Below are 19,987 nucleotides of genomic sequence, written 5' to 3'. Positions count from 1 at the left end.
ATTTTTCTAAATTTTATCACAATTATCCATTCTGTCAACCCTAGTTTTTCGATCGGAATTAAAAAATTAGTTAAAAGGCTGAATTGAGTGCTAAACTTTTAATCCGGGAATAAGGATTTATGGATAAAAAATTACTGTCCAAGAGGTGAAATTTATCCTAATTCCAGCAATAATGACCATTTTCACTTTCCTTATAGGCGGATTTTCATTAGCTTATGCCGTCGTAACGCTTGATGATCATCATATTTTCCGAAAAATAAAAAAAGAACAAGCAGGCCTTTTTGGGGCTTTTGGGTGGATCGGTCATGCAAGCCTTGGTATTTGCAAAAGGTTCCTTCCAGAAGCATGGCAGATTAAATTGTTTCGAACATGCTATCTTCTAATAAGCCTTGTTTCTTTTCTAAGTTCATTTTTGATATGGCAATAAAAAAGCAAAGTCAAAAACGACTTTGCTTTCTTGCCTTCTATATAGTCAACCATGCTTCATTTGCAGGATTTTCGCGCCATTTTATCAGCTTTTCAAGATCTTTTTTTTCAATTGCTCCCTTTTTCAGTGCTACATCAATCAATGAAGAATAGTCGGTCAGGGAAACAGCATGTATTCCGGCATCTTCGAGCATCTCTGCGCCTTTTTGCAGTTCATATGTGAAGATGGAGACAACTCCAATCACTTCACAGCCTGCCTCTCTAAGCGCCTGAACAGCCGTAATAACGCTTCCTCCTGTTGAGATTAAATCTTCAACAACTACTACTTTTTGACCCTCATGCACTTTACCTTCTATTTGATTGCCTTTTCCATGGCCTTTCGGCTTGCTTCTGACGTAGCACATTGGCAAATTAAGCAGATCGCTCACCCATGCAGCATGCGGGATACCCGCTGTTGCTGTTCCTGCAATCATTTCAGCCTGGGGATACTCTTCCCTGATTAGCTTAGTTAAGCCCTTTGCAATGTCTTTTCTGACTTCAGGATAGGATAATGTCAGGCGATTGTCGCAATAGATTGGCGACTTTAGGCCGCTTGACCATGTAAATGGCTCATTTGGACTTAAAAAAACGGCTTCAATTTTCAGCAGCTGCTCAGCAATTTGATGTTTCATACAGGCAGACCCTCCCATGCGTTTTTCATTTGTAAGTATGCAGTCAGCGGATCCTTTGCTTTAGTTATGCTTCTTCCGACAACAATGGCTGTTGATCCCAGTTCTCTTGCCTTTTCAGGCGTCGCCACTCTCACTTGATCATTCAGTGAGTCTTCAGCGAGTCGGATTCCAGGCGTAATGGTATGGAAAGAACGGTCCAAATGCTGATAGATTTCAGGTACTTCAAGCGAAGAGCAGACAATTCCATCCAGTCCGCTTTCATATGCCAGTTTGGCATAGTGAAGGACTGTTTCGTTCAGTCCTTTTCCGATGAGAAGTTCATGATTAAGCATGGCCTCAGATGTGCTTGTCAATTGAGTGACAGCAATGCAGTCGGGCCTTTTTGACCCTGCCCTCGTTCCTGCTTCAAGTCCTTCTATTGCAGCCTGCATCATCGCACTTCCGCCAGCAGCATGAACATTAACGAGGTTCACATCAAGCTTTGCAAGGCCTTTCATGGCCTGCTTGACTGTCTGGGGAATATCATGGAGCTTCAAATCAAGAAAAATGTCATGTCCCGCTGATTTAAGCTGATCAATAATCGAAGGACCTTCCTGATAAAACAGCTCCATTCCCACTTTCACATAAAGCTTTTGGTCAGGCAGCTTTTTTAAAAATCCGCCCACTTCTTTTCCATCTGGAAAATCAAGCGCGATGATAAGCGGTCTTCCGTTCATTCTTCCAGCTCCTTCCGATGCATTCTGAAATATGATCAAAACCATATTCTTTTAATTTTTGCGGCAATTGTGCAATGATCTCCGGACATACAAACGGATTCACAAAATTTGCCGTTCCGACAGCTACTGCACTTGCACCTGCATACATAAACTCAATCACGTCTTCCGCTGTCTGCACTCCTCCCATGCCGATAATCGGAATTGATACAGCCTGGCTTACTTCATACACCATTCTGATTGCGACAGGCTTGATTGCAGGACCTGATAAACCTCCAGAGCGGTTGGCGAGAATTGGTTTAGCCGTTTTCATGTTCAGCCTCATGCCAAGCAGCGTATTGATCATGGTTAAACCATCAGCACCGGCGTTTTCAATGGCTTTGGCGATATCCACAATGTTGCTTACATTTGGCGATAGCTTCACATAAACAGGCACTTCTGATACTTCTTTTACTGCCCTTGTCAAAGAGGCGGCAATTTCAGGGTCCGTTCCGAAGGCAATCCCACCTGTTTTTACATTCGGGCAAGAGATATTCAGTTCAATTGCGCGGACATTTTTTGCCCTGCTGATTTCTCTTGCTACTTCAACATAATCCTCCTGCGCGGAGCCAGCAACATTTGCAATGATCGGCACGTCATATGACTCGAGCCAGGGAAGCTCATTTTCGAGAACTCCTTTTAATCCTGGATTTTGAAGACCTATGGCATTCAGCATGCCTGCTTCTGTTTCAGCCACTCTAGGCGTCGGGTTGCCAAATCGCGCTTCTGCCGTAGCAGCTTTAATCATAATCGCACCAAGACTGCTTAAATCATAAAGGTTTGCAAATTCTTTTCCGAAGCCAAAGCAGCCTGATGCTGGCATAACCGGATTTTTCAAAGATAAACCGGGCAATTCGATGTTCAGCATGATAAAAGTACCTCCCCGGCTTTAAATACTGGTCCGTCGCTGCACACTTTTTTATAAGAAGTGCCAGCAGGATCATCAGCTGTATGACAAACACATGCGAAGCAAGCGCCAATTCCGCAGCCCATCCGTTCTTCTAGAGACAGAAAGACCGGTTTTTCGGGAAAGAGTTTTTCAATGTTTGCGAGCATAGGAGTAGGTCCGCAGGAAAACAGCGCATCAAAGGTGAGCTCATTCTCTTTAATCAAATCGGTGACAAACCCTTTTTTTCCATGAGACCCGTCTACAGTTGTGACATAGGTATCTCCAAGTTGTTGAAACTCTTTTTCATAGAAAACATGCTCTTTTGATTGAAAGCCCAGAACATGTTTAACGGTAATCCCTTTATTAACCAGGCGTCTTGACAGTTCATATAAAGGAGGCACTCCGATCCCGCCGCCGACAAGAAGTGCCGTATCGCCTTTATCCAGCTGATCCGGATCAAATCCATTTCCGAGCGGTCCGAGCACATCAACAAGCTCGCCTTTTTTCCTTGCAGAAAGGAGCTTCGTGCCTGCTCCCTCTGCTCTGTATATCATGGTGAATTCCTGATTCTCTTTATCTATTTTCGCTATGCTGATCGGTCTTCTTAATAGCGGTGATGCTGACTCTGAAACTTTCACATGTACAAACTGCCCTGGCTGATTCATGTGATCAGTTAAACTGCCTTTTAATGTGATTTCGTATATGCCTGCTGCCAATTCCTTGTGATCTGCAATCGTCATCCATTCTTTTTGTATCAAGCGTATGTCACCTCTTTGCTGTTTGGGCGCTTAGGCATTTCGTCTGTTGAGAAGGTCATGGACTCGAGCACTCTCAATATCGCTTTTGCCGTATCAAGTGATGTTAAGCAAGGAATACCATTTTCTACAGATTCACGGCGGATGCGGAATCCATCCCGCTGCGGCTGTTTTCCTTTTGTCAGTGTATTAATGACAAACTGTGCTTCGCTCGTGCGGATGATATCAAGCATGTTTGGCGCCTCGCTGCCGATTTTATTCACAATCTTTGCAGTTACTCCATTGGCATGAAGGTATTCAGCTGTTCCGCTTGTCGCCATGATCTGATAGCCGATGGCGCTGAAGCGTCTTGCAACTTCCAGGCCTTCTTCTTTATCTTTATCTGCAATCGTGAGCAGTACCTGACCGTAATTCTGAACCTTCATTCCAGATGCGATCATTCCTTTATACAGAGCTTTTTCAAGCGTTGTATCCTTGCCCATTACTTCTCCGGTAGATTTCATTTCAGGGCCGAGTGTAATATCCACTCTGCGCAGCTTTTCAAAGGAGAATACCGGAACTTTCACATAGACGCCTGCGCTTTCAGGCTGAATGCCTGTTTCATAGCCGAGCTCGTTGAGTGTTTTTCCTAAAATCACCTTTGTAGCGAGATTTGCCATTGGAACACCCGTAATCTTGCTTAAGAAGGGCACTGTCCGGCTTGACCTTGGGTTTACCTCAAGCACATAAACTTCATTTTTGTATATAACAAACTGGATATTCAGCAAGCCTTTTATATTTAATCCTTTAGCGAGAGCGATTGTTCTTTCTATAATCGTTTCCTTTATTTCTGCAGACAGAGTTTGAGGCGGATAGACGGCAATTGAGTCGCCTGAGTGAACGCCAGCACGCTCGATGTGTTCCATAATTCCTGGAATAAAGACCGTTTCACCGTCAGAAATCGCGTCTACTTCAATTTCTTTTCCTGTTAAATATTTGTCAATGAGAACCGGATGCTGCGGATTTACTTTTACAGCATTTTTCATATAATGCAGCAGATCCTTTTCTTCATAAACAATTTCCATTGCCCGGCCGCCTAGAACATAGGATGGTCTTACTAGTACAGGATAGCGGATCTCATCTGCAATTTTGACTGCTTCTTCAACAGAAGTGGCTGTTTTTCCGAGCGGCTGCGGGATGTTAAGCTTGCCTAATGTGTACTCAAACTTATCTCTGTTTTCAGCCCGGTCCATGTCTTCAAGTGATGTACCAAGGATCTGCACGCCTCTTGCTTCAAGCTCTTCTGCAAGATTAATGGCTGTCTGTCCTCCAAATTGAACGACTACGCCGCGGGGTTTTTCAAGTTCTACTATATGCATGACATCTTCTACAGTAAGCGGTTCAAAGTAAAGCTTGTCTGAGATGCTGAAGTCTGTAGATACTGTCTCAGGATTATTGTTGATTATGATCGCCTCATACCCGGCCTCTTTGATTGCCCATACAGAATGCACCGTTGCATAATCAAATTCCACGCCCTGACCGATGCGGATCGGTCCTGAACCTAGGACAATGACACTTTCTTTGTCTGTCACAGCAGATTCGTTTTCATCTTCATACGTGCCGTAGAAATAAGGAGTTTCTGATTCAAACTCCGCCGCACATGTATCAACTGTTTTGAAAACCGGGAAGAGCTTAAGCTGTTTTCTGTAATCATAGACTTCACGTTCTGTCATGTTCCAGAGCCTTGCAATTGCAATATCCGAGAAGCCCATTTTCTTAGCTTGTTTAAGGACATCAGCATCAAGCTTTGCTTCTTTCACTGCATTTTCAAACTTTATGATTTTTTCTATTTTCACTAAGAAGAAAAGATCGATGGCACTCCACTCATGAATCGTTTCAATGGATACCCCTCTTCTGATCGCTTCCGAGAGATAGAATAAACGCTCGTCGCCTGCTTTTCTGATTCTCTTTTCAATTAGTTCATTGCTGAATTCATCTGCATTTTTCAGATCAAGATGATATTCATCCGATTCAAGTGAGCGTACAGCTTTCAGCAATGATTCTTCAAACGTTCTGCCGATCGCCATTACTTCTCCTGTCGCCTTCATTTGAGTGCCGAGCCTTCTGTTTGCTGATTCAAACTTGTCAAATGGCCATCTTGGAATTTTCGTCACGATGTAGTCAAGTGCAGGCTCAAAGCAAGCATACGTTTTTCCAGTAACAGGGTTCATCATTTCATCAAGCGTCAGTCCAACAGCTATCTTAGCTGCAAGCTTTGCAATTGGATAGCCAGTTGCTTTTGAAGCTAGAGCTGAGGACCTGCTGACACGCGGATTTACTTCTATGATGTAATATTGAAAGCTGTTTGGATCAAGCGCAAGCTGAACGTTGCAGCCGCCTTCGATTTGCAGGGCACGGATGATTTTAAGCGAAACATTCCGCAGCATTTGGTACTCACGGTCGCTTAAAGTCTGACTTGGTGCAACGACGATTGAGTCACCTGTGTGGATGCCAACAGGGTCGATGTTTTCCATGTTGCAGACTACAATCGCACTGTCATTTTTATCACGCATCACTTCATATTCAATCTCTTTAAAGCCCGCGATGCTTTTTTCAAGAAGGCATTGAGTAACTGGGCTGTACTTTAATCCGCTCGTTACAATCTCAATCAGCTCTTCTTCGTTCGAACAGATGCCTCCGCCGGTACCGCCAAGCGTGTATGCAGGCCTCACGATAACGGGATAGCCTACTTTATCTACAAAAGCGAATGCTTCTTGAAGGTTATGAACAATGTCACTTTCAGGCACTGGTTCGCCAAGTTCGTTCATTAATTGGCGGAACAGATCCCGGTCTTCCGCTTTTTGAATCGCGCTGAGCTTTGTTCCTAAAATTTCAACATTGCATTCTTCAAGCACACCTGCATTTGCAAGCTCCACTGCCATATTTAATCCTGTTTGGCCGCCAAGTGTCGGGAGAAGGGCATCCGGACGCTCTTTTCTAATAATCTTTGTTAAAAATTCAACCGTTAATGGTTCAATGTAGACTTTATCCGCCATCTCCGTATCCGTCATGATCGTTGCCGGATTGGAGTTTACAAGAATGACCTCATAACCTTCTTCTTTTAAAGCAAGGCAGGCCTGTGTTCCGGCATAATCAAACTCTGCTGCCTGGCCAATAATAATCGGACCTGAACCTATTACTAGGATTTTTTTTATATCTACGCGTTTTGGCATACTTTAATCCCTTCTTTCTTGTGAGTTTCAATCATGTCGATAAATTGATCAAAAAGTCCGTTTGCATCTTCCGGTCCTGGTGATGCTTCCGGGTGATACTGAACTGTAAATGCAGGAAGTTCTTTATGTTTAAGGCCTTCTACTGACCCATCATTAAGCGCAATATGAGTTACTTCAAGATCAGTTGATTCAACCGAATTAAGTGTGACGGTGTAGCCGTGGTTTTGAGAGGTCATCGCAATTTTTCCTGTAGCTAAATCTTTGACAGGATGATTTGAACCGCGATGTCCGAATTTCATTTTTTCTGTGTTTGCCCCTCCTGCCAGCGCGAAAAGCTGATGGCCAAGGCAAATTCCGAATAGCGGAATTTTTCCGAGCACTCCGTTGATCATTTCAAGTGCATGCGGCACATCTTTTGGATCCCCAGGTCCGTTTGAAAGCATAATGCCGTCAGGATTTAATTGAAGAATTTCTTCTGCTTTAGTTGTATGAGGAACAACGATGACGTCACAATCACGCTTGTTGAGTTCGCGCAAAATGCCATGCTTCATTCCAAAATCCACTAATGCAACTCTGCAGCCGCGTCCTGGACTCGGATAAGATGTTTTAGTTGAAACGGTTTCTACTTGATTTGTTGGAAGGTTTGCTGCTTTTAATTTTGCAAGCACTGCATCCTTATCTGCATTTTCTGAGCAAAAAGCACCTTTTAATGTTCCGTATGTCCGGATAATCCTTGTCAATTTTCTAGTATCGATTCCTGCTAATCCAGGTATATTTTTGAGTTTGAAAAATTCATCAAGCGAATACTCGCTTCTGAAGTTTGATGGCACTTCACATAATTCTTTTACGATAAACCCATTTATGAAAGGCGAGATGGTTTCAAAATCATCGCGATTTATTCCATAGTTTCCGATAAGCGGATACGTAAGTGTGACAATTTGCCCGCAATAGGACGGGTCAGATAAAATTTCCTGATAGCCTGTCATTCCTGTGTGAAAAACGATTTCTCCAATCGTATCTTCTTCACTTCCAAATCCTTGTCCTGTGAAAATCGTTCCGTCTTCGAGAATTAGATGTCTGATCATGCGTTTATTCTCTCCCTTTCCCAAACTAGCTGTCCTTGTGCAATTGTTGCAATTGGCCATCCCTTGCATTTCCATCCTCCAAACGGAGTGTTTTTGCCTTTTGAAAGGAATGTTTCTGGATCAATTTCCTTCTCTTCTTCCAAATCAATAATTGTAAGATCTGCGGGACTGCCAACTTCCAATTTTCCATACGGAAGGTTAAAGGCTTCACACGGCTTAATCGTCAGATAATCGAGAAGCTGTTTCAGTGTCCAATCGTTTGTCTCTACAAAGCGTGTGTATAGCAGAGGGAAGGCCGTTTCCAGACCGACAATCCCAAATGGCGCAAGCTGAATGGTTTCTGCTTTTTCCTCTTTTGTATGAGGAGCGTGGTCTGTTGCAATAAAATCGATGGTTCCGTCCAGCAATGCTTCAATTAAAGCCTGCCTGTCATCACTTCCTCGCAGCGGCGGATTCATTTTGTAATTCGTATCAAGTTCAGGGATATCACTGTCGCTTAAAAGCAAGTGGTGAGGCGTTACTTCAGCTGTAACGTTTATGCCAGCCTTCTTTGCATCTCTTACAACTCTTACAGATTCCTTTGTGCTGATGTGACAGACGTGGTAATGGCAGTCTGCTGCTTCTGCAAGCAAAACATCTCTGGCAATCTGTACGGCTTCGCACACGGATGGAATACCGTTAATGCCATTTCTTTTTGCGAATTCTCCGTCATGCAAAGCTCCCTTATAAATCAGCGTGTTATCTTCACAGTGTGCAACAATGCTTGCTCCAAGCGCTGCAGCTTTTTTCATTGCTTCAAACATCATTCCGGCCGACTGAACACCTACACCGTCATCTGTAAAAGCAAAGGCGCCTGCCTGTTTTAACCCTTCAAAGTCTGTCAGTTCTTTTCCTGCCTGTCGTGCAGTTATAGAGGCATATGGCAAAACACGGACCGAAGCTGTTTCTTTAATGCGATTCTGCAGCCATTCCATTTGCTCGGGCTGGTCCGGCACCGGTTTTGTATTAGGCATTGCAGCTACAGTTGTGAAACCTCCTGCTGCTGCTGCTTTGGTGCCTGTTTCGATTGTTTCCTTATGCTCTCCACCTGGTTCTCTGAGATGAATATGTAAATCGACGAAGCCAGGAGAAACAAGATTTCCACTTGCATCAATGATCTGTGCTGTTTCATGCTTGATATTTTCTTCTATTTTAGTAATGATTCCATCCTGAATCAGAATATCGGCTTTTTTTTCAGTACCGCTGTTATCTAAAATTCGTCCATTTTTAATGATAAAATGCATAAGTATTTTCCTCCTCGTTTAATTTGGCACTTTCTAATGCCCGTTTCAGAACGGCCATTCTGACAAACACGCCATTTTCCATTTGCTTAAAGATCCTTGATTTTCTGCTTTCAACAAGCTCGGTTGCAATTTCTACTCCGCGATTAATCGGTGCAGGGTGCATGATGATGGCATTCGGCTTCATGGCATTTTCTCTTTCTAAAGTTAAACCAAACCTGCGATGATAGTCAGTAAGCCCCTCATTTTCCCCTTGGTGCCTCTCATGCTGAATTCTAAGCAGCATTACTACGTCTGATGTCTTAATAGCTTCATCTGTCGTTACATACTGGCCAAATTTATTGAGTGGATCTCTCCATTCCTCAGGTCCTGAAAGTAAAACGTTTGCTCCGAGCCGCTTCAGCACTTCTGCATTTGACCGTGCTACACGGCTATGTTTGATATCTCCATGGATGGAGATCGTCAAGCCTTCAAATCGTTTAAATTCCTGCTGAATGGTCAGAAGATCAAGCAGAGATTGTGTCGGATGATGGCCGCATCCATCTCCGGCATTCAATATCGGAATGCTGATACTATCTTGCAGTTCTGTAAAGTACTCATCATCCGGATGTCTGATGACTACTGCGTCCGCACCAATTGCCTCAAGTGTCCGGACAGTATCATACAACGTTTCTCCTTTTTGAACACTTGAGAGAGACGCGTCAAAATTGAGTACGTTCAGACCAAGTCTTTTTTCCGCTACTTCAAAACTGAATCTTGTTCGTGTGCTTGGTTCAAAAAACAGATTAGCAACAAATTTCGGTGTCTCCTGCAGCAAGGACTTTCCTGTTTTAAATCGTTCTGCATCTTTTAATATCCTCATAATTTCATCTGCAGGTAAATCATTCATTCTCAATAAGTGCCTCAAAGTCATCTCTCCCCATCTTTTTTTTGCAAAAAAACACCCTGATCAGAGATTCAGGGTGTGAGGAAGCATGACAAATCATCAAGCTGATCTGTCAATGCTTATCCACCCTTAAAAGCCTCTCTGGACTTTCGTTAAAAGGTGATTATGCAGCTGTGTTTTCTAAGTTCTGATCCTTTTCTGCCTCTTTTCGTCCAGGAAGGACAAGGTTCAAAAGGATTCCGATGATCGCTGAAAGCGCCATGCCATGCAGCTCAAATTGTTCACTTACTTTTATTAATGCACCGCCGATGCCGATAACCAGAATGACGGATGATATCACGAGGTTTCGCTTATTTCCAAAATCAATTTTGCTGTCGGAAAGCATTCTTAGGCCTGATGAAGCGATGATTCCAAAAAGCAGAATGGATACACCGCCCATGACCGGCGTCGGTATGGAGCTGATCAGAGCCGAAATTTTACCGATAAATCCGAACACGATCGCCATCACAGCAGCTCCTGCAATGATATATACGCTGTATACTCTCGTTATGGCCAATACGCCGATATTCTCACCGTATGTCGTGTTTGGAGGACCGCCTATTAATGCTGCAATCATCGTCGCAGTTCCATCTCCTAAGATTGAGCGGTGAAGTCCGGGCTTTTCAATATAGTCACGGCCGACAACTTTTCCAAGTACAAGCTGATGTCCGATATGTTCTGACAGTGTGACGATTGCGACCGGCACCATCAGAAGGATGATTTCATATGAGAAACCAGGTGTATAGGTGATAAAAGGAATGATAAAGTCCGGTTTTTCAAATACACTTGCCTGCGCGACTTTGCTGAAATCTACAAGTCCGATTGCAAGGGCATAAACATAACCTCCAACGATTCCAATCAGTACTGGGATCAGGCTGATAAATCCTTTAAAGACGACCGAGCAGATGATTGTTATCGCAAGTGTTACTAATGCTACCGAGAAGTAAGTCAGATTATATTCTCCATCCGGATTATTCATAGCCATCCCGACTGCGACGTTTGCAAGGCTCAGTCCGATTACGATGATAACTGGTCCGACCACAATCGGCGGCAAGAGCTTCATAATCCACTTATAGCCGACCATTTTTATTAATAAAGCTACAATTCCGTAAACAACACCGGCAAGAAAGCTGCCGACCATTGCTCCTTCAGGACCTGCTGCAGCCTTTGCTGCGATGATCGGAGCAATAAACGCGAAGGATGATCCCAGGTAAGCGGGTACCTGACCTTTCGTAATCAAGAGGAAGGCAATTGTTCCAAGTCCGCTTGAAATCAGTGCTACTGCAGGGTCAAGACCTACTAGGAAAGGCACCAGGATGGTCGCGCCGAACATTGCGAACAAATGCTGAAAGCTTAGTGTAATCCATGTAAGCGGCTTTGGAACCTCATTTACATCTAGATGTATGTCATTCTCTTGAATCTTTTTCATTTTCATTCCTCCGCTTCTTTTCGTTTTGAGAAATAAAAAACCTCTTTGCATAAGGAGCAAAGAGGCAGAATAATCCCGCCTGAATCAAACACAGGCATGTGATTTTCTTTCCCTTTTGCAGCCTCTCTGGACTTCATTAAAAGGTTTATTCTTTTTCGTAAATGGTTACTTGATCTGTTTCGTCCACTTCAAGCAGTTCAACAACAATCTTTTCTGAGCTTGAAGTCGGAATGTTTTTCCCTACATAATCTGCCCTGATCGGCAGTTCACGGTGACCCCGGTCTACAAGAACTCCAAGCTGAATTTGTGATGGTCTGCCAATATCAATTAAAGCATCAAGTCCTGCTCTTACTGTTCTTCCCGTGTATAAAACGTCGTCTACAAGGATGACGGTTTTGTTTGTAATATCTGCCGGAATGTCAGACCCTTTTACAAGAGGCTCCTGATCATCCGTTTTTTTTGAAAGATCATCACGGTAGAGCGTGATATCAAGCTCTCCTACTTCAACCGGCTTTCCTTCAATCTGTTCGATGCGTTCAGCAAGCCTTTTTGCAAGGTGAATGCCCCTTGTCTTAATGCCGACAAGAATCACCGAATCAATTCCTTTATTCCGCTCGATAATTTCATGTGCAATTCGAGTTAAAGCTCTTCTTATGGACTGCTGATCTAAAACGATCGCTTTTTGCGGCATGTTTCTCACCTCTCCTTAAGAACCTTAAAAAGAAAAATCCCTCTCGCCGATTTGGCAAGAGGGATTTGGATGCATAGCTTAAAATACGCAGTAATAGCGTATAAGATCCGTTTCCTTCTCAGCCTCACGGGACTGTATTAAAGGTTCATTTTTGAACTATAGTCATTATGTCAGAATAACTTGAATGTGTCAACGGTTATTTTTAAGTTCCGAGATAACTTCCTCAAATTCTGCAGGCAGAGGTGCTTTAAACTCAAGATATTCTCCTGTGCTCGGATGCTTAAACCCAAGAACGCCTGCATGAAGCGCCTGACCGTTTATTTTCATTGTTTTCTTAGGTCCGTACTTTGGATCTCCTACAATCGGGAAACCAATATATTTCATGTGAACACGAATTTGATGCGTTCTTCCTGTTTCAAGCTGACATTCAATTAAAGAATATCCTTCAAAGCGGTCAAGAACATGAAAATGAGTAACAGCATCTTTACTGTGCTCATTTGTTACTGTCATGCTTTGACGATCCTGTTTGTCACGGCCGATCGGTGCATCAATTGTTCCTTTGTCATGCTGGATGACACCGTGGACAATTGCCTGATATCGTCTTGTAACTGATTTTTCAACCAGCTGATTAACTAATGACTCATGAGCTTTATCATTCTTTGCAACCATTAAAAGTCCAGAGGTATCCTTATCAATTCTATGAACGATTCCCGGTCTCATGACTCCATTAATACCTGACAGGTCTTTACAATGAGCCATCAGACCATTAACAAGAGTTCCTGACAAATGGCCAGGTGCAGGATGGACGACCATTCCTTTTGGCTTGTTAACAACAAGGACATCCCCATCCTCATAATAGATATCAAGGTTCATCTCCTCTGGCATCACATCAAGCGGTTCAGGATCTGGAATGAGAAGTGTAACCGTATCGCCGGGCTGTACCTTGTAATTGCTTCTAGATTCAGCATCGTTTACTTTTACATGGCCTTCTTTAATCCATATTTGAACTTGGCTTCTTGACCAATCCGAATTCTCTGCCACAAGCAGTTTATCTAAACGTTCAAATTTATTGCTGTCATCAATCTTAATTTCTATGCTGTTCATTCACTTTCTCCTTCTCTTGTTTCCCTTCAAAAAGCATGACAATAAATAACAAAGCAACTCCTACACAAAGAGCTGAATCTGCTATGTTAAAGATAGGAAATGGGTATGTTCCTATGTAAGTTTGTACAAAATCCACCACTTCCTGATGAATAACACGATCTATGAAATTGCCAATGGCTCCGCCAAGCATAAGTCCAAGCGCTATTCCCATTAAACGCTGGTCTTTTGCATATTTCTGAATATAAATCACGAGTCCAATTACGACGATAACGGTAATGACATAAAAAAACCACATCTGACCCTGCAGAATTCCCCAGGCAGCACCCTGGTTCCGATGTGATGTAATATACAGTACGTTTTCAATAACGGGTATTCTTTCTCCGATTTCCAATTCATTGACAATCAGCCATTTTGTCAGCTGATCAAGCGCAATAATAACAAGGGCGATGATATAGTAAAGCACAAGCTTTCCCCAACTTTCCTATAATGTACCTTTGAATTGTATCACAGGCAAAAAAGAAGAGTAAAGCTTGTATCTCATGAAAGCAGTGTTTTAATGATATTCTCCCACTTCATAGTGGGATTGGTGATTGAGATAGAGATGAGGCAGAGATTTTCTTTCATAAAGTTCCTGAAAAGCAAAATCATGAATGGTTCTTGCAGTGGGGATAATGGCTAACTTATCAAGTGCAATTGGAGTTCCTGTCTCTTCACAAATGCCAAACGTGCCGTTTTCAATTTTCTGAAGAGCTCTTTCAACATCAATTAATTCTTCTTTCACATGAATCATAATTGTTTTTTCTTTTAATGGATAAAATAGATGTTGTTCATTCACCACCTCAAACAAGCCATGATCAAATAGCCTTGATTTCAATTCCTGCTGCATGATTTGAAGCTCATACCAAATTGCGTCTAAACTCATAGCGGACAACTCCTTGTGTACTTGCTTTGTACTCATAGTCTATCCGTTCTCCCTGCCGCTCACGCTTTTAAGAATTTTCCTGTTATGACAATGAAATGCGGAACCGACTGTTTAGCGCAGGCAGACAGTTAAGAATTCACCCGAAAAATCCGGGTTTGACTGGAATTTGTTCTGACCAAGGGTCTGCGCGATGTAGCCTTGACATAACTAAAAGCCGGATTGCTCGTTTTGTTATTTGCAAAGACATGGATTTTATTATCCATTTTTTCATTTTTTCTATTCGTTTTCATGATTTATCTTGTTGAATATTGAATATTTCTAGTCAACTGATTTTTTTATCTAGCCTAAAGTCTCTGCATTGCAGCTGCTTTTCTGTATACAATGCCGGATATAGAATTTTCCATCCAAATAATAGCTTTATTAGCCGATATTCATTCAACTTTAGGTCCCCATATTAAATAAGTCCCTGTGCTTTACTTAAAACAGCCCTTCTAAATCGAGCTAATATAAAAAACCGCTGATCAATGAAGTCAGCGGTTTCCAATAAATTAAGCAGTTGTATAGTTTTCATCAACAATTGCTGCACAGCGGCCGCAAAGAGTTTTATGATTTTCATTGCTGCCAACATCCGTTGTAACTACCCAGCATCTTTCACATGTTTCGCCTTCAGCAGGTTTCACAGCAATTTTCACATGATCAAATACATGAGCCTCTTCAGGTGCTGCATCATAGTCACCTGCTAGTTTAAAGCCTGATACGATAAACAGCTGCTGTAGGTTTTCTTCGACTGAATCAAGCAATTGCTTCGTTTCAGCATCAACATAAAGTTCAATGCTTGCTGTTAATGACTTGCCGATTACTTTTTCGTTTCTTGCCACTTCAAGAGCCTTCAGCACATCATCACGAAGCTCCATGAAAGCATCCCATTTCTCTTCTAATAGATCCGCATTTTCAAGGGTCTTCACTTCCGGCATATCAACAAGCTGAACACTTTCTTCTGATACAGAATCAATATGTGCCCAAACTTCGTCGGCAGTATGAGGAAGAATTGGTGTTACTAACTTCACTAGAGAAAGAAGCGTTTCGTGCAAAACAGTTTGAATAGCACGGCGCTCTTTATTGTCTGGTGCTTCGATGTACAGGACATCTTTTGCGAAATCAAGATAAAATGAGCTAAGTTCAATCGTACAGAAGTTATGAACCGCATGGAAAATCGCTGCAAACTCATATTCTTCATAGGATTTTTTCACTTTATCTGTTAATTTATTCAGTTTTACAAGCATATAACGATCTACATCACGCAGTTCGTCATAAGATAGGGCATCTTTTGCCGGATTAAAATCTGCAAGGTTTCCAAGCAGGAAACGGAATGTATTGCGGATTTTTCTGTATACTTCAGCAACTTGCTTTAAGATATTATCAGAAACTCTTACATCTGCCTGGTAATCAACAGATGCTACCCATAGACGAAGGATGTCTCCTCCAAGCTGGTTCATGACTTTTGAAGGCAGTACGACGTTTCCTAAAGATTTACTCATTTTGCGTCCTTCTCCGTCAAGAGCAAATCCATGGCTCAGGACTCCTTTGTATGGAGCTTTACCAGTTACAGCAACTGCTGTTGATAAGGAAGAGTTAAACCACCCGCGGTATTGATCAGATCCTTCTAAATAAAGATCTGCCGGACGCTGCAGGTCATCTCTTTCTAATAAGACAGCCTGATGAGATGAACCCGAATCAAACCATACATCCATAATGTCCTGTTCTTTTGTGAACAATCCATTTGGGCTTCCTTCATGTTTAAACCCTTCAGGAAGCAGATCTTTTGTTTCACGCTCAAACCAAATATTTGAACCATGTTTGCGGAACAAGTCTGAAACATGATTGATTGTTTCATCTGTAATGATTGGTTCCCCGTTCTCAGCATAGAATACCGGAATTGGAACTCCCCACGCACGCTGTCTGGAAATACACCAGTCTCCGCGGTCCCGGACCATATTAAATAATCTTGTTTCTCCCCATGCTGGAACCCATTTTGTTTCTTTTACAGCAGTTAATAGCTCTTCACGGAAGTCTTTAATAGATGCAAACCACTGAGCCGTTGCTCTGAAGATTGTTGGTTTTTTTGTTCTCCAGTCATGAGGGTAAGAATGCGTAATAAACGATAATTTCAGTAATGCGCCTGCTTCATCAAGCTGTTCTGTAATTGGTTTATTTGCTGCATCATAAAACATGCCTTCAAAACCTGGCGCTTCATTCGTCATATGGCCTTTTTCATCAACCGGGCAAAGAACGCCAAGTCCGTATTTTTGACCGACAATAAAGTCATCTTCCCCATGTCCAGGAGCAGTGTGTACACAGCCCGTACCAGCCTCTGTTGTTACATGCTCGCCAAGAACAACAAGCGATTCGCGGTCATAAAGCGGATGTTTCGCAACTGCTTTTTCAAGCTGAGCGCCTTTAAATGTTTTTGAAACCGTGTAGGTTTCCCACTCAAGTTCTTTCGCTACAGTCTCCAAAAGAGCAGATGCAACGATGAAAGAATCGTCTTTTACTGATACAACACTGTATTCAAGCTCAGGATTTACTGCTATTCCAAGGTTTGCAGGAATCGTCCAAGGAGTTGTCGTCCAAATAACGATTTTTTCTCCGCCGTTTAATACGTCATTTCCTTCAGTAACTGTAAATGCAACATAAATGGAAGCAGATCGCTTATCGTAATATTCGATTTCTGCTTCTGCTAAGGCAGATTCACTTGAAGGAGACCAATAAACCGGTTTAAGACCCTTATAGATATAGCCTTTTTTCGCCATTTCACCAAAAACTTTGATTTGCTGGGCTTCATATTCAGGGGTTAATGTCACGTATGGATTTTCCCAGTCTCCCCGAACTCCCAGGCGTTTGAACTGTTCACGCTGGTTATTGATTTGCTCCCATGCATACTCAGCACAAAGCTTGCGGAATTCTGCAACACTTAATTCTTTCCGGTTCACTTTTTTGTTTTTAGTTAAAGCTGTTTCAATCGGCAGGCCGTGTGTATCCCAGCCCGGCACATATGGTGCGTTATAGCCTGTCATTGATTTATAGCGGACAATAAAATCTTTCAGCACTTTGTTTAAAGCATGCCCCATATGAATATCGCCGTTTGCGTATGGAGGTCCGTCATGCAAAATAAACATCGGACGATCTTTCGTACGCTCCTGAACTTTTTGATAAATATTCATTTCTTCCCATTTCTCCTGCATTTGAGGTTCGCGGTTCGGCAAGTTTCCGCGCATTGGGAATTCAGTTTTTGGCATTAGCAGTGTATCTTTGTACTCCATGGGTATTCCTCCAAACAATTTTTAAGTAGGCTTTTAGTAAACAGCCATTAAATAAGAAAACACAAAAAACCTTCTCATCCCATAAGGGACGAGAAGGTTTTCTCGCGGTACCACCCTTTTAGATAACCAGCATTCTGATTATCCTCTCAAGATTCGTAACGTGAATAACGCGTCTTTGCTTACTTTCAATTTGTTTCAGCAAAAAACTCAAGGGTGATCTTCACTCATTCTCCTTTGCCGGGCTTCCACCAGTTCCGGCTCGCTTAAAAAGGTTAAAATGAGCTACTCTCCCTCTCATCGTTTTAATTTTTTATATGATAATAATTGTAGTAGTGATCGTATTATATGTGAAACTATGTACGCAAGTCAAGATTACACTTTAGATTCTTCGCGTTCCTCGTAAAGAGCTTCCACTTCATACTCTAATAAATGATCCCAGTCGTCATTTTTAAGAAGATCAAGCTGTGCTTCAATCAGCATTTGGAACCTAGTGCGGAAAACCTTAGACTGCTTTTTGAGTTCTTCAATCTCAACTGCAATTTTTCTTGATTTAGACAGTGATTCATTAATGATGCGGTCTGCGTTCTTTTCTGCTTCTTTTACAATTAATTTCGCTTCTTTTTGAGCGTGGCGGCGAACCTCTTCAGCTGCTTCCTGAGCAACTAGAATCGATTTGTTAAGAGTTTCTTCAATGTTTGCAAAATGACCAAGCTTCTCAGTCAGTTCGCCTACTTTTGATTCAAGTTCTTTGCGTTCGCGAATCGCCATTTCATAATCTTTTATCACTTGATCAAGGAATTCGTTCACTTCATCTTCATCATAGCCGCGGAAGCCTTTGTTGAATTCTTTGTTATGAATATCTAACGGTGTTAAGGGCACTTCTGCCACCTCCATTATGAGTATTGAATGTAACGTTTCTTTTAAAACAGTATAATTCATTATTTGACAAAAAGGTCAAAATTCCTGCTAATTCCCTAAAATTATTTTTGTTTTCCAATAGTCAGCTTCCATCTATCCTTCTTTGTTCTGCCGTCAATCGACAAAATCCTGGATCTCCCAAAACCTCGGACAGAAATGGTGTCACCCTCGCGGCATTCAAAGGATGTCTGCTGAATGACTTTCCAGTTTACTTTTACATGCCCATTCTGAATGAGCAAGCCGATTTTTTGTCTGGAAACATTATAAATAGAAGCTGCAACAGCATCTACCCTTAATGAGCTGACAGTTGCAGACTGTTCTTGGATTTCTTCATGATTCGGAATTCTCTTACTCCAGTCAAGCTTCCGAAGGGAAACCTTTGCTCTGCCGATTTCGGTCACATTCATTAAAATAAAATCCTCAACTTCTTTTGCAGCCACAAGCTGAATCCGCTCACCGAAGAACAAAAGATCTCCAAATTTAGACCGTTTCAATCCCAGAGACATAAGTGACCCTAAAATATGGCGATGTTCAAGAGAGATAAATTTAACCGGATATTGAATTTCGATCAGTGATAACTGAAAATCATCCAAGGAAGGTGTAAAGTAATCAGGGTAAAGAAGAGCACGCTTCCTCTCCATGCCATCACCAGAAAATATGACATTTACTTCCCCGTTTGAACCGACAACAGCCTGAACCATTTCCTGCTCTCTTGGATCAAGAAAGTCAGTCAATTTAGGACTGTAATGATTCAGAACATTTTCTTTCCACTCCATCACCTGATCAATGAAATGACGCTCTTCCTGTCTAAAATGCTGATAAACATGGTTCACTTCATACAGCTCCAAACCATTCTAAAATGAAAACAGTGCCGATAAACGGCACTTGTAAGACAATCTTATCCAATCATGCTGAAAATGGAATTCAGCCCATATCCCGCAAATCTTAAGGCAAGAAGCGCCACAATCGGGGAAATATCAATCATTCCAAGCGGCGGAATGAATCTGCGGAATGGCTCCAGGTAAGGTTCAACAATCTTAGCTAAAAATTGGCCAAAACCGCTTTCTCTTGCATTCGGAAACCATGAAAGCAGAATGTAAATAATAATCGCATACGAATAAATCTGCAATAATGTAAATAATACATCAGCCACTATGCCCATCTAGATTTACCACCTCTGATCTTCTTCAGTTACTATTTCAGATATAGATCCTGCGACATCCACATTATCAGGAGTGCAAAGAAAAATATTTGCTCCTATCTTTTGAATGTCTCCTCCTATAGCGTACACAGTTCCGCTTAAAAAGTCTACAATCCGTTTTGCCTGATCATGCTGAATACGCTGCAGGTTCACTACAACCGCGCGCCGGTTTTTAAGCTGATCGGCTACATCCTGAGCTTCAGCATATACTCGAGGCTCGCATAAAACCACTTTAGATGATTTTTGAACACTTTGCAAACTTACAACATTCTGTTTAGTCTGCGGTTTTGCGGCAAACGGCTGCTCATCCTCATAGTCATCTTCCTGATAGCGGTCCTGTTCAACGTACTCATACTCTTCATCATCCAAGGCAAAAAAGCTTTTAAACTTATTTTTAATACTCAACT

Annotated in this window: 18 protein-coding genes and 1 other annotated feature; all 18 genes read right to left on the bottom strand. The window is 42.1% G+C overall.

The features are described from left to right. Positions 1 to 464: 464 nt before the first annotated feature. Positions 465 to 1,097, bottom strand: coding sequence for an orotate phosphoribosyltransferase (gene pyrE / locus K8L98_RS10620; protein ID WP_223442168.1), 633 nt, complete (start codon positions 1,095 to 1,097; stop codon positions 465 to 467). Continuing rightward, positions 1,094 to 1,813: an orotidine-5'-phosphate decarboxylase gene (gene pyrF / locus K8L98_RS10615; protein ID WP_223442165.1), complete on the bottom strand. Its 720-nt coding sequence runs from the start codon at positions 1,811 to 1,813 to the stop codon at positions 1,094 to 1,096. The genes pyrE and pyrF overlap by 4 nt, the downstream gene beginning before the upstream one ends. Beyond that, positions 1,782 to 2,717: a dihydroorotate dehydrogenase gene (locus tag K8L98_RS10610; protein WP_223442162.1), complete on the bottom strand. Its 936-nt coding sequence runs from the start codon at positions 2,715 to 2,717 to the stop codon at positions 1,782 to 1,784. The genes pyrF and K8L98_RS10610 overlap by 32 nt, the downstream gene beginning before the upstream one ends. Further along, positions 2,711 to 3,496 (bottom strand): dihydroorotate dehydrogenase electron transfer subunit, encoded by a 786-nt coding sequence (locus K8L98_RS10605; RefSeq protein ID WP_223442159.1) that lies wholly within the window; start codon positions 3,494 to 3,496, stop codon positions 2,711 to 2,713. Before K8L98_RS10605 ends, K8L98_RS10610 begins: the two co-directional genes overlap by 7 nt. Continuing rightward, the gene (gene carB, locus K8L98_RS10600) at positions 3,493 to 6,705 is read right to left on the bottom strand and encodes a carbamoyl-phosphate synthase large subunit (protein WP_223442155.1); all 3,213 of its coding nucleotides are present in this window, start codon (positions 6,703 to 6,705) and stop codon (positions 3,493 to 3,495) included. The genes K8L98_RS10605 and carB overlap by 4 nt, the downstream gene beginning before the upstream one ends. Continuing rightward, the gene (locus K8L98_RS10595; protein ID WP_223442151.1) at positions 6,690 to 7,790 is read right to left on the bottom strand and encodes a carbamoyl phosphate synthase small subunit; all 1,101 of its coding nucleotides are present in this window, start codon (positions 7,788 to 7,790) and stop codon (positions 6,690 to 6,692) included. Before K8L98_RS10595 ends, carB begins: the two co-directional genes overlap by 16 nt. After that, a complete protein-coding gene (locus tag K8L98_RS10590; RefSeq protein WP_223442147.1) occupies positions 7,787 to 9,073 on the bottom strand; it encodes a dihydroorotase in 1,287 nt (428 codons plus the stop codon). Before K8L98_RS10590 ends, K8L98_RS10595 begins: the two co-directional genes overlap by 4 nt. Further along, on the bottom strand, positions 9,057 to 9,977 hold the full coding sequence (locus tag K8L98_RS10585; RefSeq protein ID WP_223442144.1) for an aspartate carbamoyltransferase catalytic subunit: 921 nt from the start codon (positions 9,975 to 9,977) through the stop codon (positions 9,057 to 9,059). Before K8L98_RS10585 ends, K8L98_RS10590 begins: the two co-directional genes overlap by 17 nt. 142 nt (positions 9,978 to 10,119) lie before the next feature. Next, positions 10,120 to 11,430, bottom strand: a complete 1,311-nt coding sequence (locus tag K8L98_RS10580) for a solute carrier family 23 protein (RefSeq protein ID WP_420828844.1) — start codon at positions 11,428 to 11,430, stop codon at positions 10,120 to 10,122. A 139-nt stretch (positions 11,431 to 11,569) separates the two neighbouring features. Then, complete coding sequence (gene pyrR, locus K8L98_RS10575; protein WP_223442138.1) at positions 11,570 to 12,115, bottom strand: bifunctional pyr operon transcriptional regulator/uracil phosphoribosyltransferase PyrR; 546 nt, start codon at positions 12,113 to 12,115, stop codon at positions 11,570 to 11,572. Positions 12,116 to 12,304: 189 nt separating this feature from the next. Then, positions 12,305 to 13,219, bottom strand: coding sequence for an RluA family pseudouridine synthase (locus K8L98_RS10570; RefSeq protein ID WP_223442135.1), 915 nt, complete (start codon positions 13,217 to 13,219; stop codon positions 12,305 to 12,307). Further along, positions 13,200 to 13,682, bottom strand: coding sequence for a signal peptidase II (gene lspA / locus K8L98_RS10565; protein WP_223442132.1), 483 nt, complete (start codon positions 13,680 to 13,682; stop codon positions 13,200 to 13,202). Before lspA ends, K8L98_RS10570 begins: the two co-directional genes overlap by 20 nt. A gap of 90 nt (positions 13,683 to 13,772) precedes the next feature. Next, on the bottom strand, positions 13,773 to 14,141 hold the full coding sequence (locus K8L98_RS10560; protein ID WP_223442129.1) for a TraR/DksA family transcriptional regulator: 369 nt from the start codon (positions 14,139 to 14,141) through the stop codon (positions 13,773 to 13,775). 548 nt (positions 14,142 to 14,689) lie between these two features. Further along, positions 14,690 to 17,461, bottom strand: a complete 2,772-nt coding sequence (ileS, locus tag K8L98_RS10555; protein ID WP_223442126.1) for an isoleucine--tRNA ligase — start codon at positions 17,459 to 17,461, stop codon at positions 14,690 to 14,692. 81 nt (positions 17,462 to 17,542) lie between these two features. Continuing rightward, positions 17,543 to 17,768 (bottom strand) — a binding site (T-box leader). 65 nt (positions 17,769 to 17,833) lie between these two features. After that, the gene (locus K8L98_RS10550; RefSeq protein ID WP_070879099.1) at positions 17,834 to 18,340 is read right to left on the bottom strand and encodes a DivIVA domain-containing protein; all 507 of its coding nucleotides are present in this window, start codon (positions 18,338 to 18,340) and stop codon (positions 17,834 to 17,836) included. 101 nt (positions 18,341 to 18,441) lie between these two features. Further along, positions 18,442 to 19,212: a YlmH family RNA-binding protein gene (locus K8L98_RS10545; protein ID WP_223442123.1), complete on the bottom strand. Its 771-nt coding sequence runs from the start codon at positions 19,210 to 19,212 to the stop codon at positions 18,442 to 18,444. Between the two features lie 65 nt (positions 19,213 to 19,277). Then, entirely contained in the window at positions 19,278 to 19,541 is a 264-nt protein-coding gene (locus K8L98_RS10540; protein ID WP_223442120.1) for a YggT family protein, read from the bottom strand. Positions 19,542 to 19,547: 6 nt separating this feature from the next. After that, positions 19,548 to 19,985: a cell division protein SepF gene (locus K8L98_RS10535; protein ID WP_223442118.1), complete on the bottom strand. Its 438-nt coding sequence runs from the start codon at positions 19,983 to 19,985 to the stop codon at positions 19,548 to 19,550. Positions 19,986 to 19,987 lie beyond the last annotated feature (2 nt).

Origin of the sequence: Metabacillus dongyingensis (assembly GCF_019933155.2) — a bacterium.
Lineage (GTDB): Bacteria > Bacillota > Bacilli > Bacillales > Bacillaceae > Bacillus_P > Bacillus_P dongyingensis.
This window is presented reverse-complemented; position numbering and strand designations above follow the sequence as displayed.

What these genes read in the sequence shown, in the direction of transcription:
- pyrE (WP_223442168.1), bottom strand. Translation starts at nt 1,097, where the DNA reads ATGAAACATCAAATTGCTGAGCAGCTGCTGAAAATTGAAGCCGTTTTT.
- K8L98_RS10595 (WP_223442151.1), bottom strand. Translation starts at nt 7,790, where the DNA reads ATGATCAGACATCTAATTCTCGAAGACGGAACGATTTTCACAGGACAA.
- K8L98_RS10560 (WP_223442129.1), bottom strand. Translation starts at nt 14,141, where the DNA reads ATGAGTTTAGACGCAATTTGGTATGAGCTTCAAATCATGCAGCAGGAA.
- K8L98_RS10610 (WP_223442162.1), bottom strand. Translation starts at nt 2,717, where the DNA reads ATGCTGAACATCGAATTGCCCGGTTTATCTTTGAAAAATCCGGTTATG.
- pyrF (WP_223442165.1), bottom strand. Translation starts at nt 1,813, where the DNA reads ATGAACGGAAGACCGCTTATCATCGCGCTTGATTTTCCAGATGGAAAA.
- ileS (WP_223442126.1), bottom strand. Translation starts at nt 17,461, where the DNA reads ATGGAGTACAAAGATACACTGCTAATGCCAAAAACTGAATTCCCAATG.
- K8L98_RS10570 (WP_223442135.1), bottom strand. Translation starts at nt 13,219, where the DNA reads ATGAACAGCATAGAAATTAAGATTGATGACAGCAATAAATTTGAACGT.
- K8L98_RS10540 (WP_223442120.1), bottom strand. Translation starts at nt 19,541, where the DNA reads ATGGGCATAGTGGCTGATGTATTATTTACATTATTGCAGATTTATTCG.
- K8L98_RS10590 (WP_223442147.1), bottom strand. Translation starts at nt 9,073, where the DNA reads ATGCATTTTATCATTAAAAATGGACGAATTTTAGATAACAGCGGTACT.
- K8L98_RS10580 (WP_420828844.1), bottom strand. Translation starts at nt 11,430, where the DNA reads ATGAAAATGAAAAAGATTCAAGAGAATGACATACATCTAGATGTAAAT.
- pyrR (WP_223442138.1), bottom strand. Translation starts at nt 12,115, where the DNA reads ATGCCGCAAAAAGCGATCGTTTTAGATCAGCAGTCCATAAGAAGAGCT.
- carB (WP_223442155.1), bottom strand. Translation starts at nt 6,705, where the DNA reads ATGCCAAAACGCGTAGATATAAAAAAAATCCTAGTAATAGGTTCAGGT.